Source organism: Streptomyces sp. C1-1 (assembly GCF_050214755.1).
In the GTDB taxonomy this organism is placed as follows: Bacteria; Actinomycetota; Actinomycetes; order Streptomycetales; family Streptomycetaceae; genus Streptomyces.
Genome location: NZ_CP189826.1, coordinates 3,074,702 through 3,100,655 on the forward strand (window position 1 = coordinate 3,074,702; position 25,954 = coordinate 3,100,655).

A 25,954-nucleotide genomic window follows, 5' to 3' on the forward strand; every position below is an offset into this window, starting at 1 on the left:
CGCTACCGCCCGCAACAGGTCTTCATGGCCGCCGAACCGGCCGGATCCGGGGTCTGGGCCCGGTTTCCGGCCCGCCGGTCAGTCGGCGGCGTGGGCGGGCTCGGGGACCTGCACGGTCCCTCCTGGCCCGCCGTCGTCTTCCTGGCTCCCCGCGACAGCGTCCTGGCGGTCTTCGTCGTCCGCGACTGCGCTGCGCGCCCCGTCCCTCAGTTCCGCGATGGCCGCATCGAAGTCCTCGAGCGAGTCGAACGCCCGGTAGACGGAGGCGAATCGCAGATAAGCGACAAGATCGAGTTCCTGCAACGGGCCGAGTATGGCCAGCCCCACGTCGTGGGTGGTCAGCTCGGCGCTCCCGGTGGCCCGCACCGCCTCCTCGACCCGTTGGCCGAGCTGGGCGAGCGCGTCCTCGGTGACAGGCCGTCCCTGGCATGCCTTGCGCACGCCGTTGATGACCTTCGTACGACTGAAGGGCTCGGTGACTCCGGACCGCTTGACCACCATGAGCGAGCACGTCTCCACGGTCGTGAAACGACGGGAGCAGTCGGGGCACTGGCGGCGCCTGCGGATCGACGTGCCGTCGTCGGTCGTACGACTGTCGACGACGCGGCTGTCGGGGTGCCTGCAGAAGGGGCAGTGCATGGACTCCAACCCTCCTCACGGCACAGCAGACTCAATAGCCTCGCCGGGCCTCACGGGCCCCTCGAAGCAGCCCCAAGCATAGGCGATCTCAGAGGTGCGGAAGCCACCGGGTATCGCAAAGAAACACAACTTGTGGGCTGGCGTAGCCATCCAACCACTAGATGTAGGGCCTGGCTCATAAACCCAGGCCATCACGCGTGTCGCGCACAAAGAGGCTGACACCAGGTACCCAGAGCCGCTCCGGACAACCCTCGAGCGCGCGGACACGGAACCCGGGAGCGCACAGGCGTACCGTTCCGGCACATGCGGAGATACCGTGGGCGCCGCAAGGAGAGGGCGTGGGACTCCGGCACAGATGGGGGGCCGTCCCCGGTTGACGGGATGCCGGATGGCAAACTGGGTCAGCGACCCACGAGGCCGTCACCCCGGCGGTGAAGAGTACAACAATGCGCCCCTTTGTCCGCCAGGTAACGCGTTGGCCATACACCCAGACACATGATCAAGTCAGGCGATCCATACTTTTTCACTCGAACGTGTGTTTGGCGCAACCTTTCGAAAGCAACTACCGTTGTCCAGCAGGGAGACCATCGAGAGGGGCCGACGTGACCACCACCGCAGACAGTGCCACCATCACTGCCCAGGACCGCTCCCAGGGCCGACTCGAGCCGGTGCATGCGATGAACGAAGCCGTGAACCCTGAGGCGCACAAGCGGTCCCTGCCGGGCCGACCTCCAGGTATCCGGGCCGACAGTTCCGGGCTGACCGACCGGCAGCGCCGGGTGATCGAGGTCATCCGGGATTCGGTCCAGCGACGCGGCTACCCGCCGTCGATGCGGGAGATCGGCCAGGCGGTCGGCCTCTCCAGCACCTCCTCCGTCGCACACCAGCTGATGGCACTGGAGCGCAAGGGCTTCCTGCGCCGCGACCCGCACCGCCCGCGCGCCTACGAGGTCCGCGGCTCCGACCAGGGCGCCACCGTGCAGCCCACCGACACCGCCGGCAAGCCCGCAGCGTCGTACGTCCCGCTGGTGGGGCGTATCGCCGCCGGTGGCCCCATCCTCGCCGAGGAGTCGGTCGAGGACGTCTTCCCTCTCCCCCGCCAGCTGGTCGGCGACGGCGAGCTGTTCGTGCTGAAGGTCGTCGGTGACTCGATGATCGAGGCCGCGATCTGCGACGGCGACTGGGTCACGGTCCGCCGTCAGCCCGTCGCGGAGAACGGCGACATCGTCGCCGCGATGCTCGACGGAGAGGCCACCGTGAAGCGCTTCAAGCGCGAGGACGGCCACGTCTGGCTCCTGCCGCACAACGCCGCCTACGAGCCGATCCCCGGCGACGACGCGACCATCCTGGGCAAGGTGGTGGCCGTGCTGCGGCGCGTCTGACCGCTGCGGCGGGCGGTTCCTCGTGGGTACCGCCCTCTGACCGGGCCCCGGAACCCCTGCGCCGGTTCCGGGGCCCTGCACTGTCCGGAGCCGGTCCGTCAGGGGTGCCCCAAGGCCGGTCCGTCAGGCACCAAGACGGACCGGCCTCCGCTCATTCGGCTTCCGCCCGCTTCGCGACCGCGTCGATCGCCGCCAGCGACTTGCGGACCTGGTTGCGGTCCGTGGTGTACCAGAAGTCCGGCAGCGACGCCTTGAGATAGCTGCCGTACCGCGCGGTGGCCAGCCGCTGATCCAGTACGGCGACCACACCTCGGTCGCCCGACGCCCGTACGAGGCGGCCGGCGCCCTGGGCCATGAGCAGGGCGGCGTGGGTGGCGGCGACCGCCATGAAGCCGTTGCCTCCCGCGTCCTCAACGGCCTTCTGCCGGGCGCTCATCAAGGGGTCGTCGGGACGCGGGAACGGGATCTTGTCCATGACCACCAGCTGACAGCTGGGGCCGGGGACATCGACGCCCTGCCAGAGCGACAGCGTGCCGAAGAGACAGGTCTGCGGGTCGGCGGCGAAGTTCTTGATCAGCTCGCCCAGTGTCTCCTCCCCCTGGAGGAGGATCGGGAACTCCGGGATCCGGGACCGCAGTTCCTCGGCCGCGAGCTGCGCGCCCCGCATCGACGAGAACAGGCCCAGAGTGCGGCCGCCGGCCGCCTGGATCAGCTCCGTCAGCTCGTCCAGCATGTCCGCGCGGTCGCCGTCGCGCGCCGGGCGGGAGAGGTGCTTGGCGACATAGAGGATGCCCTGCCTGGGGTAGTCGAAGGGGGAGCCGACGTCGACGCCCTTCCACTGCGGCAGGTCGTCGCCCTCGGTGCCCTCCGGGGCGAGCCCCAGCGAGGCACCCACCCCGTTGAAGTCGCCGCCCAGCTTCAGCGTCGCGGAGGTCAGGACGACCGAGCGGTCCGCGAAGAGCTTCTCGCGCAGCAGTCCCGACACGGACATGGGAGCGACGCGCAGGGAGGCGCCGAAGCGGTCGTGGCGCTCGTACCAGACGACGTCCCACTCGGAGCCGTTCGTGATCCGCTCCGCCACGTCGTGCACCGACTCCACCGAGGCCAGCGCCTGCTTGCGCACCGCGTCCTCGTCCTGCACGGACTTGTCGCGTGTCGCGCCGATCGCGGAGATCACCGTACGGCAGGCGTCGCGCAGCGCCATGAGCGCGTAACCGAGGTCCTCCGGGATCTCCTCCAGACGGCCCGGCAGGGCCAGCTCCATCAGCCGCTCGAAGCCCTCCGAGGCGGTCTGGAGCTGGTCCGCGGCCTTCTCGTTGACCAGCTTGGCGGCGCGGCGCACCGCGCGGTTGACCTGCCCCGGGGTGAGCTCGCCGGTGGCGACACCCGTGACCCGGGAGACCAGTTCGTGTGCCTCGTCGACGATCAGCACCTCGTGCTGCGGCAGCACCGGGGCGCCCTCGATCGCGTCGATCGCGAGCAGCGCGTGGTTCGTGACGACGACCTCGGCGAGCTTGGCGCGCTCGCGGGCCATCTCGGCGAAACACTCGGCACCGTAGGCGCACTTCGTGGCACCCAGGCACTCGCGGGAGGAGACGGAAACCTGGGCCCAGGCGCGGTCCGAGACGCCCGGCGTGAGGTCGTCACGGTCACCCGACTCGGTCTCGTCGGCCCAGTCACGCATCCGCAGCAGGTCCTGGCCCAGCTTGCTGGTGGGCGCGGCGGCCTCGAACTGGTCGAAGAGCCCTTCCTCCTCGTCCTGCGGGACGCCCTCGCGCAGCCGGTGCAGGCACAGGTAGTTCGATCGGCCCTTGAGCATGGCGAACTCCGGGCGGCGGCGCAGCAGAGGGTGCAACGCCTCCACCGTGCGCGGCAGGTCCCGCTCCACCAGCTGGCGCTGCAGGGCGAGCGTGGCCGTCGCCACGACGACGCGCTCCCCGTGTGCGAGCGCGGGCACGAGGTAGCCCAGCGACTTTCCCGTGCCGGTGCCGGCCTGGACCAGCAGATGGGAGCCGTCGTCGATCGCCTCCGCGACGGCTTCGGCCATGGTCACCTGGCCGGGGCGCTCCGTACCGCCGACGGCGGTGACGGCAGCATGCAGGAGTTCGGGGAGTGAGGGCTTCGTCATAGCGCGACCACCCTACGGCCCGGCACTGACAACATCACAGCACAAGGCGCAGGGACCGGTCCCGGACCATGAGGGCGGCCCGTTTGTCGGGCAGGTCGATCTCGGCGGAGAACCGGAAACCGGCGGTCAGGAAGGCGGCGACGGACGGTGTGTTGCGAAGCGCGGGTTCCGCGACGACGCGTGCGCACGCCGGCCGCCGGTCCAGGGCGAGGTCGGCCACGGCTCGGAGCAGCGCGCTGCCGAGACCTCGTCCGCGGTCGGCGACCTCACCGATGAGGAGATGGATTCCGGTGTCATGGGGCCGCGCGGGACAGTGCCGGGCCAGTGGGTCGAGGTCCGCCCGGTAGATCTCCCAGTAGCTCATCGGAGCGCCCTCCAGCACGCCGACGCACGGCACGCTGCGGCCGTCACCGTTCAGCTGGGCCCGCAGGTGCTCCCCGGTCACGCTCTCGGCACCGGCCAGCTCCCAGAATTCGGCGACGGCCGGGTCGTTCATCCAACGGGTGATCAGCGGCAGGTCCCGCTCGATCACGACGGGGACGAGGTGGAAGGTGCCGACGGGGGTGCCGACGGGACCCCATTCGGCGACGCCGTCGAGAAGGTCGTGATCGAGCGTGGCGGCGAAGAGGGGCGGAGCCCCGGTGGCGAGGAGAGGCGGCGCGGTGACGGCGGAGAGCGGCGGCGCGGTGGCGCCGTCCGACCCCGCCACCGGCACCTCGTCCGCGCCCGCCTGCTCCGCGATGAGGGCGAGCAGTTCGTCGGGCAGGCGGAGGTCCAGCGTGTCCTCGCAGTCCGTGGCCACGGGCTCCGGGGCCACGTCGGTACTGCGCTCGGCCGCGCAGGCACCGGTGAGGTCACCGCCGTCGCTGTCGGTGCCGGTGGCGGGGGCTGCGTGGGCGCTGGCGTCGGTGGGAGGCACCGCGACGCTCCTCTCAGAAGGCGGGGTGGGGCATGTTCCTCGGGTACGACGGGTGGAGGGGATTGGCGACGGTGACGTAGACGGACTGGGTGTCGACCGGGCCGACGAGCTCGTCCAGGCCGTGCAGCCGGGTCAGCAGGTTGGCCTTGCAGCGCAGGACCCGTGAGTCCAGCAGGCGGGCCGGCAGAGGGGTGCGCAACCGGTCGGGCCCGGAGGCGATGTCACCGAGAAAGCGGCGGAAGGCCGCGAGCAGCAGCCACTCGTCCGCCAGACGCTGGGAGCCGAAGGCGCCGATGAGACCGAAGACGTTGTTGATCGCGAGGTAGTAGGCGAAGCGCTCGTCGGTGACCTCGTCGGAGACGAAGGTGTCGCTGTGCTCCCCGATGCCGGGCAGCCGGGCGTCGAGCTCGGCGCGGCGGGACGCACGGAAGTAGTAGCCCTGGTTGTCGCGGTAGCGGCCGCCCGCGGGCCAGCCGTCCGCGTCCAGCAGGAGCAGCGTGTTCTGCTGATGGGCCTCGAGGGCGATCCCGGCCTCCGCGTCCAGCCACAGCACGGGACGGACGACCTGCTCCAGGTAGCGCAGGAACCACTCGGCGGCGACAGCACCGCGCGGGCGGCCCGTACGGCCCGCGAGGCGGGTGATCACCGCGGCGAGTCGGGACCGCGTGGCCGGCCCGTCCGTCGGCGGAAGCGGGGCCGACTCCTCGCGGACGCCCGGCCGGCCGTAGGGGCGGGGTGAGACGAGTCCGGCGACGCAGGAGACGTCGTCGGACGGGGTGAACGGGTTGTGCCGGATGACCACGTCGAGGCCCGGCACGGGGCTGCCGTCCGGCGCGTCGACGGCGAGCCAGGCCGGGTCACGGACGATGTCGAAGCCCGGGTGCGCGGCCCGCCAGCGCTGGGCGAGGCCGGTGCGCAGCAGGCGGTGGACCTCGACGCCCCGGTGCAGTTCCTTGCGGAGGTTCTCGCGGCGCGAGTTGGTGATCTGCAGGCCCAGGGACAGCTTGAGCATGGCGGGCGCGCCGGTCCGGTGGACCGTGCGCACGGAGGAGGTGGGACACCAGGCGGCGCCGTGGGCGCCGAGGTCGCGGAGCAGCCCGGCGTCGAACAGGGCCGCGGTCTCGGACCGCTGCCGGACGTCGCGGAGCTGCCAGGGGTGCAGCGGAAGAGCGGCGAAGGCGTCGGGCAACGGCAGTTCGGCTTCGGCGAGGCGGACGGTGAGCAGCGGCGCGGGGACGGGACGGCCGCGCTCGGTCCAGGCGGAGTCCGTGGCGAGCAGGCCAGGTGCGACGGCCAGCCAGTGCAGGGGGAAGCAGCCGCGCGACTCGGGTGAGTACCGGCGCGCTTCGGCCTCGGAGAGGCCTTCACGGCTCTTGGGGGTGGGGTGGAACGGGTGTCCGAGGACGAGTGCCTGCTCTGCCGTGAGGAAGAGGTCGGTGCCGTCGGCGGGGTCGTGCCTGCGCTCACGGAGGAAGACGGCGGTGCGGCGGACGGAGTCGGCGACCCGGGCGACCAGGTCGGGACCGGTGGCTGCCGATGCGTTCGCCGGCGCGACCCCGGTGCCGTCGGCGGCTGTCTCCCGGGCGAGGAGTGCGGCGACCGTGACGGCGTCGGCGGGCGGGAGCCGGTCGGGGGTTCCGGCGAAGCGCGGGAGGCCGAAGCGGTGCCATCCCGTCGGGGACCAGTGCCGGACCGGGACGTGCAGCTCCGTGCCGCTGGCGGGCAGCGGAAGACGGAGTACGCCGTCGTCCGGGACCCCCGCCACGCCGGTCTCGCGCACCCAGCAACGCAGCAGATTCTCGACGGCCGCGGCGTCGGCCGCGACGCGGGGGTCGGCGTGCTCCAGCGGATCGGCGTCGGCCGCGACGCAGGGCTCGGCGTGCCCCAGCGGATCGGCGTCCGCCGCGACGCAGAGCTCGGCATGCTCCAGCGGATCGGCGTCCGCCGCGACGCAGGGCTCGGCGTGCTCCAGCGGATCGGCGTCCGCCGCGACGCAGGGCTCGGCATGCTCCAGCGGATCGGCGTCCGCCGCGACGCAGAGCTCGGCGTGCCCCAGCGGATCGGCGTCCGCCGCGACGCAGAGCTCGGCGTGCCCCAGCGGATCGGTGTCGGCGGCGGCCCGGGCCCGTTGCTCGGGGACTCTTTCCGTCGTCCGGTCGGGGGAGGGGGCCGGCCCCTGGGTGCGGGTGGTGTTCACAGTGGTCCTCTTCGATGGTTCTGGCCCGCGCGGTGACGAGCCGGGTGCTGCCGCCCTACCTGCGTTCTCGAGCTGCCTGTACGAACGCGCGTCGGCGGGCGCGGGTCACTGCCTCCACCGCGTCGCAGAGCCGGTCGAGTACGGCCGCCGCCTGTTCGTCGCTGATCGTCAGCGGCGGCAGCAGTCGTACGACGCTGCGGCGACGGCCGCCCAGGTCGACGATCAGTCCACGGCGCAGGCACTCACGCCGTACGGCGGCCGCCAGTTCCGGACTCACCCCCTCCGCTTCCGGGTCCACGAACTCCACGCCGATCATCAGTCCCCGCCCCCGCACGTCCCCGACGCACGCGAAGTCCCGCGCCAGGTCGCGAAGTCGGCCGAGCATGCGCGAACCGAGGGTGGCCGCGCGGAGGGCGAGGGCGTTCTCGCGGACGTGGGCAAGGGTGGCCGTCCCCGCGGCCAGGGCGAGTTGGTTGCCATGGAAGGTGTCCGGGCCGGTGCCTGCTCCCCCGGTGCCGAGGTCGTCGCGGTGGACCAGCACGGACAGCGGGAGACTGCCGCCGACGGCCTTGGAGAGGACCATCACGTCGGGGGTGATGCCGCTGTGCTCCACCGCCCAGAAGACCCCGGTGCGCCCCATGCCCGTCCGGGTCTCGTCCGCGATCAGCGGGACGGAACGGGCGGCCGTGAGCCGGCGCACGCGCCGCGTCCAGTCGTCGTCGACCGGGACGACTCCGCCCTCGCCCAGGACGGGTTCGAGGATCACCCCGGCCGACCCTGCCGGGTCCTCGCCACAAGCGCCCTCGTGCGAGCCGGTCAGTGACAGCACCTCTGTCCGTCCCGTCGTGGCGCGCACCAGTCGCAGCGCGGCCTCCATCGCGTCGGCCTCCCCCGGCCCGCAGAAGCGCACGCGCGCGTGGCCGGCGAATTCCGGCGGCAGGGTGCGCAGCAGTTCGGCGACGAAGGCGTCCCGCACCGGTGTCGCGAGGCCGGGTGCGTGCAGGGGTGCGCCCGAGTCCAGGACCCCGCGGATCGCCTCCAGCACGACGGGGTGGTTGTGTCCCAGGGCGAGCGCTCCCGCGCCGGAGAGGCAGTCCAGGTAACGGCGGCCGTCTGAGCCCTCGATGGTCAGCCCCCGGGCGCGGACGGGCACGATCGGCAGGGACCGCGCATAGGTGCGCGCCGCCGGCTCGCGCGCCGGCGGGCGCCGCGGGACGCCCGGCTGCACCGGGTGCGCCGCCCGCACCGACGCCGGCGGCTTTCCGGCGGCCACCCGGGCCCCGGTCGCACCCTCCGCCGCACTCACCCCGCACGCAGACTCGGCCACGCCTCACCGTCCTCCCGCCGCACAGGCACAGGGGACCGCACATGAACAGCAGAATCCCCACCGCTACAACCTCCTTTCAGCGCACGGGTTACGGGTTGGTTCAAGATCCTTACCGTGACGGAACCGTTGCCGTACCGTCGGAAGTCCCCCACAGCGAGCGCATAGTGTGTGGTGCCGTTCCAAGGCACACGCCGAACCAGCCCGTGGGCACACGCCGCACCAGTCCAAGGCCCCTGTCCGTCAAGGCGGTTCGGCACCCGGTTCGTTCTTCTCAGGGGGAGTCTCCGACCATGCGATCCATTCGGCCGTCGTTCCGCATCCGGCGAGGCGGGGGTGGGCGTCGCGGAACCTCCCGCGTTCTCACCGCCGTCGCTCTCTCCTCGGCGCTGGCGCTCACCGCCACCGCCTGCAACTCCGGTGGTGACAAGGCAAGCGGCCAGGCCTCCGCTTCCGCGACCGATTCCGGGAGCGGCGGCGACGGCAAGATCAAGATCCCGGACGACATCAGGAACAAGCTCAAAGAGCACGGAATCGACATCGACAAGTGGAAGGGCGGCGCCTGGAAGAACTGGAACAAGGACGACTGGCTGCGCGAGGCCGACGAGTTCATCAACCCGATCATCAAGGGCCTGTGGAACGCGGACCGGATGCGCCGCGCCAACGACCCGGACAAGAGCGTCGACAGCAACGACCTCTCGGGTGACCAGGGCGTGACCGACCCGACGCCCGCGCCGGTGAACGCGAAGGCCGTGGCGCCCACGTACCACGCGAACGCGGCGACGGCCGGGAAGGTGTTCTTCGACTCCCCCCAGGGCACGATGGTCTGCTCGGCGACGGTCGTTCAGGACCCGGCCCACCCGGGCAAGTCCAACATGATCTGGACGGCCGGTCACTGCGTGCACGCGGGCAAGAAGGGCGGCTGGTACCGCAACATCGCCTTCGTGCCGTCGTACAACGACTCGGGCCGGACGGCCGACCAGCTGCGCAACGCCACCCGGGACCAGGTGGCCCCCTACGGCGTGTGGTGGGCCGACTGGGTCAAGACCTCCCAGCAGTGGATCGAGCAGGGCGGTGAGACGGGCGGTGACGGTGCCTCGTACGACTACTCCGTCCTCCATGTGACGCCGGAGAAGGGCGGCAACGGCAAGTCGCTGGAGGAGACGGTCGGTTCGGCGCTGCCCGTCAACTTCGACGCACCGGCCGTGCCGAAGGTCTCCAGCATCACCGCGACCGGCTACCCGGCCGCCGCGCCCTTCGACGGACAGCTGCTGTACCAGTGCACGGACAAGCCCGGGCGGCTGTCGCTCAAGGCCTCGGACCCGACGATGTACCGCATCGGCTGCACCATGACCGGCGGCTCCTCCGGCGGCGGCTGGGTGGAGACGGGCTCGGACGGCAAGCCGGCGCTCGTCTCCAACACCTCGATCGGCCCGGTGAGTTCGGGCTGGCTGGCCGGTCCGCGGCTGGGCGATGTGGCCAAGGGCGTCTACGACTCGGTGAGCAGGAAGTTCGCCGGTCAGTGAGACCGGACCGTCGGTGACACCGGCATGCCGAAGGCCCGCCCCCCGCGAGAGGGGGCGGGCCTTCGGGCTTCGGGTCAGACCGTGGGAACCGGGACGTACGGCTGCAGGTCCGCCGCGAGTTCCTCGTGCACCCGTGCCTTGATCAGGGTGCCCTCCGGGGTGTGCTCCGCGGAGATCACCTCGCCCTCGTCGTGGGCCCGGGCGACCAGCTTGCCGTGGGTGTACGGCACCAGCGCCTCGATCTCCACGGACGGCCGGGGCAGCTCGTTGTCGATGAGCGCGAGCAGCTCCTGGATGCCCAGGCCCGTACGGGCCGAGACGGCGATCGAACGCTTCTCGATCCGCATGAGCCGCTGCAGCGTCAGCGGGTCGGCCGCGTCCGCCTTGTTGATCACGACGATCTCGGGTACGTCGATGGCGCCGACGTCCCTGATCACCTCGCGCACGGCGGCCAGCTGCTCCTCCGGGTTCGGGTGCGAGCCGTCCACCACGTGCAGGATCAGGTCGGACTCGCCGACCTCCTCCATGGTGGAGCGGAACGCCTCGACCAGGTGGTGCGGCAGGTGGCGGACGAATCCGACGGTGTCCGCCAGCGTGTACAGCCGCCCGCTCGGGGTCTCCGCGCGGCGGACGGTCGGGTCCAGCGTCGCGAACAGGGCGTTCTCGACCAGCACACCGGCGCCGGTGAGGCGGTTGAGCAGCGAGGACTTGCCGGCGTTCGTGTAGCCCGCGATGGCGACCGAGGGCACCTTGTTGCGCTTGCGCTCCTGGCGCTTGATCTCGCGGCCGGTCTTCATCTCCGCGATCTCCCGGCGCATCTTCGCCATCTTCTCGCGGATCCGTCGCCGGTCGGTCTCGATCTTGGTCTCACCGGGACCACGGGTGGCGAGACCGCCGCCCTTGCCGCCGCCCATCTGACGGGACAGCGACTGACCCCAGCCGCGCAGCCTGGGCAGCATGTACTGCATCTGCGCGAGCGCGACCTGCGCCTTGCCCTCGCGGGACTTGGCGTGCTGGGCGAAGATGTCGAGGATCAGGGCCGTACGGTCGATGACCTTGACCTTGACGACGTCTTCCAGGTGGATGAGCTGGCCCGGACTGAGCTCACCGTCGCAGATGACGGTGTCGGCGCCGGTCTCCAGGACGATGTCCCGCAGCTCGACGGCCTTGCCGGAACCGATGTACGTCGCCGCGTCGGGCTCGCTGCGGCGCTGGATCACACCGTCGAGGACGAGCGCGCCGGCGGTCTCCGCGAGGGCGGCCAGCTCCGCGAGGGAGTTGTCCGCGTCCTGTGCGGTCCCCGAGGTCCAGACGCCGACGAGGACGACCCGCTCCAGACGGAGCTGGCGGTACTCGACCTCGGTGACGTCCTCGAGCTCGGTGGAAAGTCCGGCCACGCGGCGCAGGGCCGCGCGCTCGGAGCGGTCGAACTGTTCGCCGTCCCGCTCTCCGTCGATCTCGTGGCTCCAGGCGACGTCCTCTTCCATCAGGGCATCGGCCCGAAGACCTTCGGCGTACGAGTGCGCGAATCGCTGCGTGTCCTGGGAAGGGGATGAAGAGGAGGTCATTGGATCCTTACGTCGATGGGGATGCCGATACCGGCGGTCACAGTGGACAACGCTTGAGTACCCCGGGAGATTCCCGCGACCCGTGCCGCGCCGTCCCGAAGATGGTCGCACGGTACGGGACGTCTCGTCACCGCCTTATTTCCGGGGCGCAGCCTTGGCGGGCGGGGTCGACTTCCAGTCCGGGTGGCCCGGCATCGGCGGGGTCTTCTCGCCGTACAGCCAGGTCTGGAGGAAGCGGCCGAGGTCGCGGCCGGAGATCCGGGAGGCGAGGTGCTCGAAGTCGGCGGTGCCGGCCGTGCCGTCGCGGTGCAGGCGCACCCAGGCCCGCTCCAGGCGCTCGAAGGCGGGCCGGCCGATCTCCTGGCGCAGGGCGTACAGGACGAGCGCGGCGCCGTCGTAGACGTTGGGGCGGAAGATGCTGATCTTCTGGCCGGGGGCGGGCGCCTTGGGGGCGCCAGGGGGTCCTCCGGCGGCGCGCCAGCGGTCGGAGACGCCGTACGCGGCCTTCATGCGCGTCTCCATGGGCCGATGCGCGGTCTCCTCCGCGTACAGCTCCTCGTACCAGGTGGCGTGCCCCTCGTTGAGCCACAGGTCGGACCAGGTACGGGGACTGACGCTGTCGCCGAACCACTGGTGGGACAGCTCGTGCACCATGATCGACTCGATGTACCACTTGGGGTAGGCGGGCTCGGTGAACAGCTCCTTCTCGAAGAGGGAGAGCGTCTGGGTCTCGAGTTCGAAGCCGGTGGAGGCCTCGGCCATGAGCAGGCCGTACGTCTCGAAGGGGTACGGGCCGACCTTGTTCTCCATCCACGCGATCTGGTCGGGGGTCCTGGCGAGCCAGGGTTCGAGGGCCTTGACGTCCTTGGTGGGCACGACGTCGCGCACCGGCAGGCCGTGCGGGCCCTTGCGGTGCAGCACGGTGGAGCGGCCGATGGAGACCTGGGCGAGCTCGGTGGCCATCGGGTGTTGGCTGCGGTACGTCCAGACCGTGTTCCCGCCGACCCGGTCGACGCCGGCCGGCAGGCCGCCCGCGACGGCCGTGTAGCCGTTGGGGGCGGTGATCCGGATGGTGAACATCGCCTTGTCGGAGGGGTGGTCGTTGCACGGGAAGACCAGGTGGGCGGCGTCGGCCTGGTTGGCCATGGCGAGGCCGTCCGCGGTGCGCACCCAGCCGCCGTCCTCGCCGCCGGGTGCCGTGGGGTCGCTGGTGTGCCGGACGGTGATGCGGGTCCAGCTGCCCTCCTGCAGCGGGTCCTCGGGCGTGACGACGAGGTCCTCGCCGGCGGTGGCGAAGCCGGCGGGTTCGCCGTCGACCTCGACGGACTCGACCTTGCCGTGCGCGAAGTCGAGGTTGATCCGGTCCAGGTCCCGGGTCGTCCAGGCGTCGATCGTCGTGACGGCCTGCAGCGGCTTGTCGTTCGAGCCGGGGTAGGTGAAGGAGAGGTCGTACGACGCCACGTCGTAGCCGGGGTTGCCGAGGTACGGGAAGAGGCGGTCGCCGACGCCGAGGGGGGCCGGCGGGGCGCTCGCGGCGAGGAGGCAGACCGAGACGGCGGAGGCGAGGAGCGCGGTTGCCTTCAGGCGACGCCTGCGGGGGGTGAGGAGCATGCATCACGGCTACCAGCGCACGCGCGCGTGGCGGCGACGGCGCGCGACCGGCCCACCCGAAGGGATGGTCCGGGCGTACTGCGGGTTTCAGGCGCCCGGCGTCTGCGGCTGCGCCCGGCTCACGTCGTACACGCCGGGTACGTTGCGCATCGCCCGCATGAGGCCCGGCAGGAGCGCCGCGTCCGGGAGCGTCACGGTGTAGGAGTGCTTCACGCGCTGCCGGTCCGGCGGCTCGATGGTCGCCGACACGATCTCGGCGCCTTCCAGGGCCATGGCCTCGGTGAGGTCGGCGAGGAGATGGGGGCGGCCGAACGATTCGGCGAGCAGCGTGACCCGGCATTCACTGGTGTCCCCCCAGCGCACGCCGACCTCCGCGCGCCCCCCGCTCTTCATGCGCGCCACCGCAGAGCACTCCACGCGGTGGACGGTGACGACGCCGCCGCGCACGGCGAAGCCGGTCACCTCGTCGGGCGGTACGGGGGTGCAGCAGCCGGCGAGGCGCGCGGTGGCGCCGGGCTGGTCGACGACGACGTCGGGGGTGGGAGGGGCTACCGCCCCTTCGGGAGCGGGCCGCGGGGCCGACGCGCGCCGGTCTCTCTCCTCGGACGCGTCCGCCTCCGGGTGGGTCGCCAGCCACCGCTGGATGGCGATCCGCGCGGCGGGCGTGTGGGCGTGCTCCAGCCACTCCCTGGAGGGCTCGGAGGCCGGGTCCTGACCCATGAGGAGCTGGACGGTGTCGCCGTCCTGCAGGACCGTGCTGAGGGTCGCCAGGCGGCCGTTGACGCGGGCGCCGATGCAGGCGTGCGCGTCCTCGCCGTACTGCGCGTAGGCGGCGTCGACGCAGGTGGCGCCCTCGGGCAGGCCCAGGGTGCCGCCGTCGGGGCGGAAGACGGTGATCTCGCGGTCCTGGGCGAGGTCCTCGCGGAGCGTGGACCAGAAGGTGTCGGGGTCGGGCGCGGCTTCCTGCCAGTCCAGGAGGCGGGAGAGCCAGCCGGGCTTGGTGGGGTCGACGCGCTCGCCGTCGGCCGGGTCGTCGGCGGCGGGCGCGTAGGGGTTGCCGAGCGCGATGACGCCGGCCTCGGCGACCTTGTGCATCTGGTGGGTGCGGATGAGGACTTCGGCGACCTGCCCGTCCGCGCGGGCGACCGCGGTGTGCAGCGACTGGTAGAGGTTGAACTTCGGTACGGCGATGAAGTCCTTGAACTCCGAGACGACGGGGGTCATGCAGGTGTGCAGCTCACCGAGGACGCCGTAACAGTCCGCGTCCTCGTTGACCAGCACCAGCAGCCGTCCGAAGTCGGCGCCGCGCAGCTCGCCGCGTTTGCGGGAGACGCGGTGGACGGAGACGAAGTGCCGTGGCCGGATGAGGACTTCGGCCTGGATGTCGGCCTCGCGCAGATGGCCGCGGACCTCGTCGGCGATCTCGGCGAGGGGGTCGTCGGCGCGGGAGGCGTTGTCGACGATCAACTCGCGCGTGTGCTCGTACTCCTCGGGGTGGAGGATCGCGAAGACCAGGTCCTCCAGCTCGGTCTTGAGCGCCTGGACCCCGAGCCGTTCGGCGAGCGGGATCAGGACGTCCCGGGTGACCTTGGCGATGCGGGCCTGTTTCTCGGGGCGCATGACGCCCAGGGTGCGCATGTTGTGCAGGCGGTCGGCGAGTTTGATCGACATCACGCGGACGTCGCTGCCGGTTGCGACGAGCATCTTGCGGAAGGTCTCGGGCTCGGCGGCGGCGCCGTAGTCGACCTTCTCCAGCTTCGTGACGCCGTCGACGAGGTAGCGGACCTCCTCGCCGAACTGCTCACCCACCTGATCGAGCGTCACATCGGTGTCCTCGACGGTGTCGTGCAGCAGAGACGCCGTCAGGGTGGTGGTCTCCGCGCCGAGTTCGGCGAGGATCAGGGTCACCGCGAGGGGGTGCGTGATGTACGGCTCGCCGCTCTTGCGCATCTGGCCGCGGTGCGAGGACTCGGCCAGGACGTAGGCGCGGCGCAGGGGTTCGAGGTCTGCGCTCGGGTGGTGGGCGCGGTGCGCGTCGACGACGTGGCCGATGGCGTCGGGCAGGCGGTCGCGGGCGGCGGGGCCGAGCAGCGCGGCACGGCCGAGGCGGCGCAGGTCGATCCGCGCGCGCCAGCGGGCCGCCGGGCCTGCTACCGAACCTGGCGTCGCAGGGTTCGTGGCCTCCGCACTCATGGGCACCTCCGGCTGCGTGGACCGGCGGACGGAGTGCCCCAGGGCGGACACGGCTCAGGGGGCGGCATCGGTCCCCCGTCCGGGCCGGTGCTTGATGCTACCGAGCCCATCACGTGCGTCCGACCGCCTCTCGCCGAGCGTGAAACGGATCACCCAATCGAGCGACGGTTTCGAGGTTTACGGTTTCGCGCCATGCGACGGGCGGGCGTCCATGCATTTGAACGCCGAACCGTCGCACCGGTAGTTGACTTCTGCACCACCGGGCACGACCGCCTGCGATCCCAAACCCCACGCCGTTCAGGAGGCGAACGTTTCCAGCCAGTCGGAGTCGATCTCGCCTTCGGCGACGATCACCGCGGGGCCGGTCATCTCGATCTCGCCGTCGGGCCGTTCGGTGATCACGAGCGCCCCGCCGGGCACGTCGACGGTGTACGTCGCAGGGGTCCCGGTGACCGTCGGGTCGACACCGTCCCGGCGGGCGGCCGCCACGGCGACCGCGCACGCGCCCGTGCCGCACGAGCGGGTCTCGCCGGAGCCGCGCTCGTGCACGCGCAGGGCGACGTGGCCGGGGCCGCGGTCGACCACGAACTCGACGTTCACACCGTCCGGGTAGGCGGAGGCCGGGCTGAACGGCGGCGGGGAGTACAGGCTGCCCGCGTGCGCGAGGTCCTCGACGAACGCGACCGCGTGCGGGTTGCCCATGTTCACGTTCCGCGCGGGCCAACTGCGCTCGCCCACACTCACCGTGACGTCGCCCTCCGGCAGCCGCGCCCTGCCCATGCCGACCGTGACGGCGCCGTCCTTGGCGATGTGCACGGTCTTCACGCCGCCGCGTGTGGCCACCGTGAGGTCGCCCTCGGCGGCATGGCCGGCGCGCTGCAGGTAGCGCGCGAACACGCGCACGCCGTTGCCGCACATCTCCGCGATCGAGCCGTCGCCGTTGCGGTAGTCCATGAACCACTCCGCCTCGGCCGCCATGTGCCTGGCCTCGGGGTGCGCGGCGGAGCGCACCACGTGCAGCAGGCCGTCACCGCCGATGCCCGCGCGGCGGTCGCACAGGGCGGCGACGGCGGCCGGGGGCAGGTCGAGGGTGTTCTCGGGGTCCGGGACGATCACGAAGTCGTTCTCCGTGCCGTGACCCTTGAGGAAGGCGATCCGCGTGCGCGTGCTCATGCCTCGATCGTAAGGGAAGGCCGTATGCACACCGCGGGCCGGTGGGGGCTGGTCCCGTAGGTCCCCCGCACCCCTGAAGAGGCGCTCAGCGCAGCCGCGCCACGCGCCATACGGCGAGCACCACGACCGCCGCGACGAGCACGACGTACGCAAGCACGACCCGCCAGTCCGGTCTGCGGCCGGAGCCGCGCTGCGGGAGCCCGGGCCACGTGTAACCCACGCGGCGGGCGGCCATCATGCCCCAGCCGGCGGCGCAGGAACAGATCAGGAGCCCCAGCATGGCGATCACGGCCCCGCTGTCGCCGAAGTCGAAGGCGAGCGGGAAGGCGAACATCAGGGAGCCGACCGCGGCCAGGGCCACGATGGGGGCGAGCTGCCAGATGCGCAGCCGCCGCTGCGGGCGCAGCTCGACCTCGACCTCCGGGCCGCCCGCGAACATCTCCTCGGGCTCCGGACCGTCGGCGGTCACACCGCCCTGGGTGTCGTCGGGCCCGTCGGGGCTCAGACGGTCCGCGTCCTGCTCCGGTGCACCGCTTACGACGGTACGGGGCTCGGTGCCTTGTGCGGTGTCGCGAGGGCCGGCCTCCATCGCCACGCGCCCTCCCAACTAGGACTCCACTTGGTCGATCGAAGCTCGATGATGGCACGGCGCCGGAGGCCCGGACGGCAGCCGGAGCGTCCCGATGCCATGACGTGATCAGGCTGTGACCGGTCGTTCGACCAACGCCAGTGCGAGGTCCGGAAGTTCTGTGAGATCCGCCGCACCCCCACTCAACCAGTGCACCCGCGGATCGCGCCTGAACCACGAATCCTGGCGGCGCGCGAAGCGCTTGGTGGCACGTACGGTCTCGGCCCGCGCCTCGTCGATCGTGCACTCCCCCGCGAGCGCCGCGAGGACCTGCTGGTAGCCCAGCGCGCGGGAGGCCGTGCGCCCCTCGCGCAGGCCTTGCGCCTCCAGCGCGCGCACCTCGTCCACGAGCCCCTCGTCCCACATGCGGTCCACCCGGCGGGCGATGCGCTCGTCGAGCTCGGGGCGGGCGACGTCCACGCCGATCTGGACGGTGTCGTAGACCGAGTCGTGACCAGGCAGGTTGGCGGTGAAGGGCTTGCCGGTGATCTCGATCACCTCCAGGGCCCGGACGATACGGCGGCCGTTGCTCGGCAGGATCGCCTGCGCGGCCCCGGGGTCGGCGGCGGCCAGGCGGGCGTGCAGCGCGCCGGAGCCGCGCAGCGTGAGCTCGTCCTCCAGCCGGGCCCTGACCTCGGGGTCGGTGCCGGGGAACTCCAGGTTGTCGACGGCGCCGCGGACGTAGAGGCCGGAGCCGCCGACGAGGACCGGCCAGCGGCCGGCGGCGAGCAGGGCGTCGATGCGCTCCCGGGCGAGCCTCTGGTACTCGGCGACGGACGCCGTGACCGTCACGTCCCAGATGTCCAGGAGGTGGTGCGGGATGCCGCCGCGCTCCTCGGGCGTCAGCTTGGCGGTGCCGATGTCCATCCCCCGGTAGAGCTGCATGGAGTCGGAGTTGACGACCTCGCCTCCCAGGCGCTGGGCGAGGAAGACGCCCAGATCGGACTTTCCGGCCGCGGTCGGTCCGACGACGGCGATGACGCGGGGGGCGGGGGGTGCGGTGCTCACCGCAACAGTCTCGCAAACCCCGCGGGGTCTCCTCGCACGAGTTGCGTGACGGCGAGGGGCCGGGGTCGTTGCCCGTTGCGTGGTTCTCGTCGCCGGTTTCCGGGAGGCGGCCCTCCCGGTGGCGCAATCGGACGCACCGGGCAACGCGGGATTTCCCCCGCACGAGTAGCGTATGGAGTGGATATGGGCGTTTTCGCGCGACTTCTCCGGAGGTCGAAGGCCACGGAGGAGGCGTCGCCCGCCGAGGCACCGGTCGCCGCACAGGCGGCCGAGCCCGAGGCGGCGGAGGCGGCAGAGGCGAAGGGGTCGGCCGGCACCGAGGAGCGGGCCGAGACGGAGTCCACGGCGTCGGAGACCGACGAGGCCGGCTCGGACGAGGGTGTCGAGATCCCCAAGCAGCAGTCCGCCCAGGAGGCGGCCGACAGCGAGGCCGGCGAGGGCGCCCGCACGTGACCGGGCCGCGCACGAGTGGGCCGGGGGGCACACCGGGCCCGGGCTGACGAGAAAGGCGGACCATGGGTCTCCTGCACAACCTGAAGGTCAGGCTCTCCCCCGCGAAGGACAAGGCCTCGGGCCTCGCGCAGCAGCACGGGGGCAAGATCTCGCACGGTCTCGACAAGGCCGCCAAGGTGGTCGACGAGAAGACCAAGGGCAGGTACAGCGACCGGATCCGGACCGGGACCGGCAAGGCCAAGGACGCCATGGACCGACTCGCGCACAAGGGCGACGCGGGCGCGGGCGGCGGCACCGTGCCGCCGGACACCCCCACTCCGCCGCACTCCTGAACGGCACGGCACACCGACGGACGGCCGCGGGCCCGAGTGGTTTCCGGCCGTCCGCCGTCTCGGCGGCTCGGCATGCATGCTCAGGGCGTCGTGGGAAGCGCCGCGCCCCCGTCACGACCAGGTCGCCACCACGTACCCCACTCCGTACGGAGCGTCCTCGTACAGCAGCGCTCCGGCGAGGTCCGCACCCTCGGCCGCACCCGCGAGGACCTGCCAGGGGGCCCGGCCGGAGGCCTTCAGCTCGTACGCCAGCTCGGTGTCGAGCGCCTCGAGCGCCGACACGTCGGCCGCGCCCAGCGCACGCGCGACCTCCGCGTCGAAGGGCGCGGCGCGCTCGTCGAGGTAGCCGGGCGCCTTGAGCGTGCGGCATGCGCTGCCGTCGCCCATCACCAGCAGGGCCACCCGCTCGGCCCGGGCGGCGATCTCCCTTCCGGTTTCGATGCACCGGTCGGCCTCGAGCGGTTCGCCCACGCCGAGTCCCTCGATCGGGGCGTCGGACCAGCCGGTCCGCTCCAGCAGCCACGCGGCGACGGCGAGGGAGGGCGGAAGCTCGCGCCCGGGCTCCACGTCCTTCGCCCCGCCCAGCCGTACGTCGGCCTCGACGCCGAAGCCGCGGAAGGATCCCGGCGTGCCCTCGGGGTGCGGGCCGCGCCCGTCGCGCTCGGCGGGCCCGATCACCACCAGCAGGTCGGGACGGGCGGCGGCGAGCACGCCGAGCGCGTCCGCGCACGCGGCCCGCGCGCGGTCCAGTTCCAAAGCGGCGCCCGCGGCCACCTCCGGCACGAGGAGCGGCGGGCAGGGGCAGATGGCGGCGGCGACAAGCATGATCGGCAGGGTAACGCCGCGGCGGCGGCGCGCGTCGCTCCCCGGCGGACCGCGTCGGCCCGAGACGGAAGCGCGCGTCGCTCCTCAACAGACCGCAGCCGACCAGAGACAGCAGCGCCAGCCCCCCTCGGCGGTCCGCGTCGGCCCGGGACGGCGGCGTCAGCCGCTCCCCGGCAGACCGCCACGCCCCAAAACAGCAGCGCCAACCCCGACCCGGCACGCCGCCACGCCCCGAAACAGCAGCGCCAGTCCCCCTCGGCGGTCCGCGTCGGCCCGGGACGGCGGCGTCAGCCGCTCCCCGGCAGACCGCCACGCCCCGAAACGGCAGCGCCAGCCCCTCCCCGGCAGACCGCCTCGCCCCGAAACGGCAGCGTCAGCCGCTCCTCGGCGGACCGCGTCGGCCCGGGACGGCCGGCGGCTTCAGTCGCAGCCGCAGCCGCTGCCCGATGCCACCGGCAGCGGCTCGGGGGCCCCGATCCTGGGCAGGCCCAGCATCACGCCCGCCGGCTTGGCGGCCTCGGCGGCGTTGCGCTTCTCCCACGCGTCACCCGCGCGCGTGCTGCGCACGTCGAGGACGGCGCCCTCGGCGAGGAGGTGGTGCGGGGCGGCGTAGGTGATCTCGACGGTGACGACGTCGCCGGGGCGGACGTCCTGGTCGGGCTTGGTGAAGTGCACCAGGCGGTTGTCGGGGGCGCGGCCGGAGAGGCGGTGGGTGGCGCCGTCCTTGCGGCCCTCGCCCTCGGCGACCATCAGCTCCAGGATGCGGCCGACCTGCTTCTTGTTCTCCTCCCAGGAAATCTCCTCCTGGAGGGCGACGAGACGCTCGTAGCGCGCCTGGACGACCTCCTTGGGGATCTGGTTCTCCATGGTCGCGGCCGGGGTGCCGGGGCGCTTGGAGTACTGGAAGGTGAACGCCTGCGTGAAGCGGGCCTCGCGGACCACGTGGAGGGTCTGCTCGAAGTCCTCCTCCGTCTCGCCGGGGAAGCCCACGATGATGTCGGTGGTGATCGCCGCGTGCGGGATGGCGGCCCGCACCTTCTCGATGATCCCGAGGTAGCGGTCCTGCCGGTAGGAGCGGCGCATCGCCTTCAGGACGGTGTCCGAGCCGGACTGGAGCGGCATGTGCAGCTGCGGCATCACGTTCGGCGTCTCGGCCATGGCCGCGATGACGTCGTCCGTGAAGTCGCGCGGGTGCGGGGAGGTGAAGCGCACCCGCTCCAGGCCGTCGATCTTCCCGCAGGCCCGCAGCAGCTTGCTGAACGCCTCACGGTCGCCGATGTCGGAGCCGTAGGCGTTGACGTTCTGCCCGAGCAGGGTGATCTCGGAGACACCCTCGGCCACCAGCGCCTCGATCTCGGCGAGGATGTCGCCGGTACGGCGGTCCTTCTCCTTGCCGCGCAGGGCGGGGACGATGCAGAACGTGCAGGTGTTGTTGCAGCCGACGGAGATCGACACCCACGCCGCGTACGCGCTCTCGCGCCGCGTCGGCAGGGTGGAGGGGAACGCCTCCAGGGACTCGGCGATCTCGACCTGCGCCTCTTCCTGCACGCGCGCGCGTTCCAGCAGCACCGGGAGCTTGCCGATGTTGTGCGTGCCGAAGACGACGTCCACCCAGGGCGCCTTCTTCACGATGGTATCGCGGTCCTTCTGCGCGAGGCACCCGCCGACCGCGATCTGCATGCCGGGACGGGACGCCTTCCTGGGCGCGAGGCGGCCGAGGTTGCCGTACAGGCGGTTGTCGGCGTTCTCCCGGACCGCGCAGGTGTTGAAGACCACGACGTCGGCGTCGCCGTCGGAGCCCTCGGGGGCGCGCACGTAGCCGGCGTCCTCCAGCAGTCCGGACAACCGCTCGGAGTCATGGACGTTCATCTGGCACCCGTAGGTGCGCACTTCGTAGGTCTTGGGTGACTGAACGTCCACTGCCGGGCTCCGGTCGCTGCTGCTGGTCATGCGTCAAGGGTAGGCGGTCCCCGGAGGCACCCGTCCGCCCCTTGCGCAGCGCACCGACCGGGACGCGCTCAGCCGACCTTGAGGTCCGTCTTCATGCCCAGCTGCCGGTGCCCGTCCACGGGGCAGTAGAGCTCGTACGTTCCCTTCTTCAGGGTGACCGTCACGGATGTGTTCTGGCCGCTGGAGATGTTCTTGGTCCGCACGTCGGAGACACCGGGGCCGTCCACCTCCAGGGCGTGCGTGGTCGTGCCCGCGTTGTCGGCGGTGAAGGTGTAGGTGCCCGGGGTGAAGGAGTTCCGGGAGAGTTTGAGGGCGTACTCGGTCTCCGTCACCGTCACCTTCGTCCCCGAGCCGGCCTTGGCCGCGCCGGTGCTCTGCGAGGCCTTCCCGCCACCGCCACCTCCGCCGCTGGAGCAGGCGGCCACCAGGAGGGCGGCGGAGAACGCCAGCGCCGTCGCACGGAATGCCGTTCGTGCGGTCTTGTTCGCGATCACCATGTGGCTCATCCCCTTCGGGGCCGCTCACGATCCGCCGGGCTTGTCTCGGTCTGAAGTGAGAGGCCCTCTATGGGGGATACGCACGTATGGGTCGCCTTGTTCACATGGTGGCCGTCCCGTCGGGAACCGTCGGCGGGACGGGGACGGTGCACTCACGTCCGGTATCCCCGAAAAAGGTTTCGGACGAAAACGGGAACGATAAGTTCCCCTCATGAACGCGCGGCTCGCTCTCCTCGGCACGGTGGCTCCCGGAGTCACGGAGAGCGAGGTCTTCCGGCTGGCGCTGCAGCACGCGGTGGGTGAGCTGGGCGCGCTCGGCGGGGTCGTCCATCTGCGCGGCCCGATGTCCGCGCTGCGCCTGGTGTCGTCCGTCGGCCTTCCGGCCACGCTGACCCGCTCGTGGGAGATCGTCGACCAGGAGGGTCCGCTCGCCCCGGCACGCGCACTGCAGCAGGGCAGTGGCGTGTGGGTGCCGCTGGAGTCCGCGGCACCCGAGCCGCGGCAGGCCTGGCCCGGCACGGGCCTCGCCGCCCTGCCCGTGTTCAGCGGGCGGCGCGGGATCGGCGCCCTGTCCGTCCTGACGGGCGAGCGGGGCGGGCCCACACCGGAGCAGTGGGAGTTCCTGCGAGGCGTGGTCGCCTGGGCCGAGGACCGCATCGCCAAGGCTCCGCCGACGAGCGGGCCCGACCGGTCGGGGCTGACCGGCGAGCGTCTGCGGGACGCCCTGAAGGAGGTGCGGGTCGGCTCGTGGGACTGGGACATCCGCACCGGTGACCTGGTCTGGGACGAGGCGGCGCTGGAGCTGTACGGCACCCGGCCGGCCGAGTTCACGGGCAGGATCGAGAGCTGGATGCGGATCGTCCATCCCGACGACCTGGCCCCGACCCTGGCGGCCGCCCAGCGGGCGATCGCCGACGGCACGGTCTACGAGGCCGAGTACCGGGTACGGCGCCTGGACGGCACGTACGGCTGGACCCAGGCGCGCGGCCGGGCGACGTACGACGGACGGGGCGAGCCGCTGCGGATGGTCGGTGTGGGCTGGGAGAGCAACGAGTCGCGCCGGACCCGGGACGCGCTCAGCAGGGCTCTGCGGCACATGAGCGACGGCTTCCTCGCGGTGGACGACCAGTGGCGGATCACCTTCGCCAACCTGGAGGCCGAGCGGCTGCTGGGCTTCTCCGAGGAGCAGATGTTCGGCCGTCTGCTGTGGGCCCTGCCCTCCGTCCGGCGGATACCCGGCCTCAAGGCCCGCTGTCTGCGGGCCGCGGCGGAGGAGAAGCCGGCCGGCTTCGACGTGCACCTGCCGGAGACCGGGCAGCGGTTCCAGCTGCGGGTGGTGCCCGGGCCCGACGGGCGCACCCTGTACTTCCAGGACGTCACCGAGAAGCGCCGGCTGGCGGAGGAGCGCCAGTCCGCCGAGCGGTCCGCGGCCGAACGCGCCCTGCGGATCGCCGAGTTGACCGCGGAGCTCGCCAAGGCGACGACCTCCCAGGACGTGGTCGACGCGGTGGCCAGACGTGTGCTCCCGCCGTTCGCCGCGACCGGGCTCATGGTGCAGGTCATCGAGGGCGACCGGCTCCACCACGTCGGCGCCGTCGGCTATCCCGACGACTTCCTCGACTCCGTCGACGGCCGCCTCCGGTCACCCATGGACCCCGGCTGGGACCCGGCCGAGTCCGACACCCCGCTGTTCATGTCCTCCGTCGAGGAGTTCGCCACGCGCTACCCGGCGATGGCCGACCTGCCGGGGCGGGCCGGCAAGCAGTCCTGGGCGTTCCTGCCGCTGACGGCGTCCGGGAACACCTTCGGCGTGTGCATCCTGTCCTTCGACCGGCCGCGGCGACTCACCGACGAGGAACGCGCGCTGCTGACCACGATCAGCGCCCTGGTGGCGCAGTCCCTGGAGCGGGCCCGGCTCTACGACGCCGAGCACACCCGGTCCCGCGAACTCCAGCGCAGTCTGCTCCCCCAGGAACTGCCCGACCTGCCCGCGTGCACGGCCGCCGCCCGCTACCTCCCGGCCGGGCAGGGCGCCGACGTGGGCGGCGACTGGTACGACATCATCCCGCTGTCCGGCGGGCAGGTGGCGCTGGTGGTCGGCGACGTCATGGGCCACGGCCTGCCGGAGGCGGCCACCATGGGCCGGCTGCGCACCGCCGTGCACACCCTGGCCGACCTCGAACTGCCGCCGGGCGAGATCCTCGGTCACCTCAACGACATCGTCGCCGGGATGGGCGAGACGTCGTACGCCACCTGCCTGTACGCGCTCTACGACTCCACCACCGGGCGCTGCTCGCTGGCCCGCGCCGGGCATCCGCCGCCCGCCCTGGTCCGTCCCGACGGCACCGTGCACTTCCCCGAGCCGGACGCCGATCCGCCCCTGGGGGCCGCGGAACCGCCCTTCGAGACGGTCGAGCTGGACGTGCCCGAGGGCAGCCTCCTGGTGCTGTACACCGACGGCCTGGTCGAGTCGGCCAAGCGGGAGATCGACGAGGGCATGGCGGAACTGGCCCGACTGCTGGGCACGGCCCACCGGGACGGGACGGCCGTGGACCTGGAGCGGCTGTGCGACACGCTGACCGCCGGTCTGCTGCCCACCGCGCAGCAGGCGGCCGACGACGCGGCGTTCCTCGTGGCCCGGCTGCACGCCCTGCCGGCGGACCGGATGGCCTCCTGGCCGCTGCCCCAGGACCCGCGGGCGGCCGGTCTGGCCCGTAGGCACATCCGCGAGCAGCTCGCCGCCTGGGACCTGGACGACCTGGTCTCCACCACGGAACTCCTGGCCAGCGAGCTCGTGGGCAACGTGGTCCGGCACGCCAGGGGCCCGGTCCGGCTGCGTCTGCTGTACGGCGCCGAGCTGATCTGCGAGGTCTACGACGGCAGCCAGACGATGCCGCGTATCCGCCGCGCCACTGAGACCGACGAGGGGGGCCGGGGGCTGCAGCTGATCGCGGCGCTCACCGGACGGTGGGGCGCCCGCTACACCCCGACCGGGAAGTGCATCTGGGCCGAGCAGCCGCTGTCCGCCCCCGGCGGCCGGGGCGAGCCGTCACTCGAGGCGGCGGAGCTGCTGTTCCTGGACGCGGCCGGCTTCGACGGCGACTGGGACGCCTTGTCCTGAGTCCCGCGCGGCTCACTCCCCGCCCGGTATCCAGCCCTGCCGCCGCAGCACCCCGGACACGTCCGGCGACTCGTAGTGCTCCCCCTTGAGGACCTTGCCGTCGGCGCGGCGGGCGACGCTGCCGTCGGGGCCCAGCTTGGTCATGTTCGAGCGGTGGATCTCGGCGATGACCGCGTCGAGGTCGATGCCGTGCACCAGGGCCGTGCCGTACGCCACGTAGACCACGTCGGCCAGTTCGTGGGCGAGCCGGTCGAGCGGTCCGGCGACCGAGACCTCGGCGACCTCCGCGGCCTCCTCGGCCAGCAGCTCGCCGCGGTGGGCGGCCAGCGCGGGCGGCACCTCGGTGGGCGTGGTGCGGGCGTCCAGGCCGAAGGCGAGGTGGAACTGGCGGACCAGGTCGGCGGGCGATGAACTCATACGGCGACTGTAGCGATCGCCACTGACAGTCACGTCGGTCCCGTGGGACTCCGCCCTGGTCAG

General features: G+C 72.2%; 20 protein-coding genes. 5 read left to right on the forward strand and 15 right to left on the reverse strand.

The window, feature by feature from the left end:
• Positions 1 to 78 precede the first annotated feature (78 nt).
• Positions 79 to 639 carry a transcriptional regulator NrdR gene (gene nrdR / locus ACQF4J_RS13875; protein ID WP_351577529.1) on the reverse strand — a complete coding sequence of 187 codons (561 nt, stop codon included), beginning with the start codon at positions 637 to 639 and terminating at the stop codon, positions 79 to 81.
• A gap of 602 nt (positions 640 to 1,241) precedes the next feature.
• Between nrdR and lexA the strand changes: the two genes are divergently transcribed.
• Positions 1,242 to 2,021 (forward strand): transcriptional repressor LexA, encoded by a 780-nt coding sequence (gene lexA / locus ACQF4J_RS13880; protein WP_200702936.1) that lies wholly within the window; start codon positions 1,242 to 1,244, stop codon positions 2,019 to 2,021.
• A gap of 151 nt (positions 2,022 to 2,172) precedes the next feature.
• Here lexA and ACQF4J_RS13885 read toward each other — a convergent pair whose 3' ends face one another.
• From ACQF4J_RS13885 to ACQF4J_RS13900, 4 genes are all read right to left on the reverse strand, one after another.
• Positions 2,173 to 4,149, reverse strand: coding sequence for an ATP-dependent DNA helicase (locus ACQF4J_RS13885; protein ID WP_351577533.1), 1,977 nt, complete (start codon positions 4,147 to 4,149; stop codon positions 2,173 to 2,175).
• A gap of 34 nt (positions 4,150 to 4,183) precedes the next feature.
• Positions 4,184 to 5,068, reverse strand: a complete 885-nt coding sequence (locus ACQF4J_RS13890; protein WP_427165721.1) for a GNAT family N-acetyltransferase — start codon at positions 5,066 to 5,068, stop codon at positions 4,184 to 4,186.
• Between the two features lie 13 nt (positions 5,069 to 5,081).
• The gene (locus ACQF4J_RS13895) at positions 5,082 to 6,956 is read right to left on the reverse strand and encodes an IucA/IucC family protein (RefSeq protein ID WP_427168584.1); all 1,875 of its coding nucleotides are present in this window, start codon (positions 6,954 to 6,956) and stop codon (positions 5,082 to 5,084) included.
• Between the two features lie 364 nt (positions 6,957 to 7,320).
• Positions 7,321 to 8,592, reverse strand: coding sequence for an aminotransferase class III-fold pyridoxal phosphate-dependent enzyme (locus ACQF4J_RS13900; RefSeq protein ID WP_427165722.1), 1,272 nt, complete (start codon positions 8,590 to 8,592; stop codon positions 7,321 to 7,323).
• A 290-nt stretch (positions 8,593 to 8,882) separates the two neighbouring features.
• On the opposite strand from ACQF4J_RS13900, the gene ACQF4J_RS13905 reads away from it, so the two are divergent.
• On the forward strand, positions 8,883 to 10,115 hold the full coding sequence (locus ACQF4J_RS13905) for a trypsin-like serine peptidase (protein ID WP_351577536.1): 1,233 nt from the start codon (positions 8,883 to 8,885) through the stop codon (positions 10,113 to 10,115).
• A 74-nt stretch (positions 10,116 to 10,189) separates the two neighbouring features.
• Here the strand turns inward: ACQF4J_RS13905 and hflX are convergent, their stop codons facing one another.
• The 6 genes from hflX to miaA all read right to left on the reverse strand — a co-directional run bounded on the left by hflX (position 10,190) and on the right by miaA (position 18,296).
• Complete coding sequence (hflX, locus tag ACQF4J_RS13910) at positions 10,190 to 11,683, reverse strand: GTPase HflX (protein WP_351577538.1); 1,494 nt, start codon at positions 11,681 to 11,683, stop codon at positions 10,190 to 10,192.
• A 135-nt stretch (positions 11,684 to 11,818) separates the two neighbouring features.
• Positions 11,819 to 13,294 (reverse strand): M1 family metallopeptidase, encoded by a 1,476-nt coding sequence (locus ACQF4J_RS13915; RefSeq protein ID WP_427165723.1) that lies wholly within the window; start codon positions 13,292 to 13,294, stop codon positions 11,819 to 11,821.
• An 87-nt stretch (positions 13,295 to 13,381) separates the two neighbouring features.
• Positions 13,382 to 15,487 carry a RelA/SpoT family protein gene (locus tag ACQF4J_RS13920; protein ID WP_351799265.1) on the reverse strand — a complete coding sequence of 702 codons (2,106 nt, stop codon included), beginning with the start codon at positions 15,485 to 15,487 and terminating at the stop codon, positions 13,382 to 13,384.
• A gap of 297 nt (positions 15,488 to 15,784) precedes the next feature.
• Positions 15,785 to 16,660 carry a diaminopimelate epimerase gene (dapF, locus tag ACQF4J_RS13925; RefSeq protein ID WP_427165724.1) on the reverse strand — a complete coding sequence of 292 codons (876 nt, stop codon included), beginning with the start codon at positions 16,658 to 16,660 and terminating at the stop codon, positions 15,785 to 15,787.
• An 85-nt stretch (positions 16,661 to 16,745) separates the two neighbouring features.
• Positions 16,746 to 17,249 carry a hypothetical protein gene (locus ACQF4J_RS13930; RefSeq protein WP_351577554.1) on the reverse strand — a complete coding sequence of 168 codons (504 nt, stop codon included), beginning with the start codon at positions 17,247 to 17,249 and terminating at the stop codon, positions 16,746 to 16,748.
• Positions 17,250 to 17,357: 108 nt separating this feature from the next.
• Positions 17,358 to 18,296 carry a tRNA (adenosine(37)-N6)-dimethylallyltransferase MiaA gene (gene miaA, locus ACQF4J_RS13935; protein WP_351577557.1) on the reverse strand — a complete coding sequence of 313 codons (939 nt, stop codon included), beginning with the start codon at positions 18,294 to 18,296 and terminating at the stop codon, positions 17,358 to 17,360.
• Positions 18,297 to 18,479: 183 nt separating this feature from the next.
• Here miaA and ACQF4J_RS13940 point away from each other — a divergent pair, with 183 nt between their 5' ends.
• A complete protein-coding gene (locus tag ACQF4J_RS13940; protein WP_351577560.1) occupies positions 18,480 to 18,749 on the forward strand; it encodes a hypothetical protein in 270 nt (89 codons plus the stop codon).
• A gap of 62 nt (positions 18,750 to 18,811) precedes the next feature.
• Positions 18,812 to 19,081: an antitoxin gene (locus ACQF4J_RS13945; protein WP_351577563.1), complete on the forward strand. Its 270-nt coding sequence runs from the start codon at positions 18,812 to 18,814 to the stop codon at positions 19,079 to 19,081.
• 111 nt (positions 19,082 to 19,192) lie between these two features.
• On the opposite strand, the gene ACQF4J_RS13950 is transcribed toward ACQF4J_RS13945, so the two are convergent.
• From ACQF4J_RS13950 to ACQF4J_RS13960, 3 genes are all read right to left on the reverse strand, one after another.
• Positions 19,193 to 19,906, reverse strand: coding sequence for a class III extradiol dioxygenase subunit B-like domain-containing protein (locus ACQF4J_RS13950; RefSeq protein WP_351799257.1), 714 nt, complete (start codon positions 19,904 to 19,906; stop codon positions 19,193 to 19,195).
• 420 nt (positions 19,907 to 20,326) lie between these two features.
• The gene (gene miaB, locus ACQF4J_RS13955) at positions 20,327 to 21,856 is read right to left on the reverse strand and encodes a tRNA (N6-isopentenyl adenosine(37)-C2)-methylthiotransferase MiaB (protein WP_351577569.1); all 1,530 of its coding nucleotides are present in this window, start codon (positions 21,854 to 21,856) and stop codon (positions 20,327 to 20,329) included.
• Between the two features lie 68 nt (positions 21,857 to 21,924).
• Complete coding sequence (locus ACQF4J_RS13960) at positions 21,925 to 22,353, reverse strand: plastocyanin/azurin family copper-binding protein (protein ID WP_351577572.1); 429 nt, start codon at positions 22,351 to 22,353, stop codon at positions 21,925 to 21,927.
• Between the two features lie 211 nt (positions 22,354 to 22,564).
• On the opposite strand from ACQF4J_RS13960, the gene ACQF4J_RS13965 reads away from it, so the two are divergent.
• The gene (locus tag ACQF4J_RS13965; protein WP_427165725.1) at positions 22,565 to 25,474 is read left to right on the forward strand and encodes a SpoIIE family protein phosphatase; all 2,910 of its coding nucleotides are present in this window, start codon (positions 22,565 to 22,567) and stop codon (positions 25,472 to 25,474) included.
• Between the two features lie 12 nt (positions 25,475 to 25,486).
• Here the strand turns inward: ACQF4J_RS13965 and ACQF4J_RS13970 are convergent, their stop codons facing one another.
• Entirely contained in the window at positions 25,487 to 25,891 is a 405-nt protein-coding gene (locus ACQF4J_RS13970) for a MazG nucleotide pyrophosphohydrolase domain-containing protein (RefSeq protein WP_351577578.1), read from the reverse strand.
• Between the last annotated feature and the right edge of the window lie 63 nt (positions 25,892 to 25,954).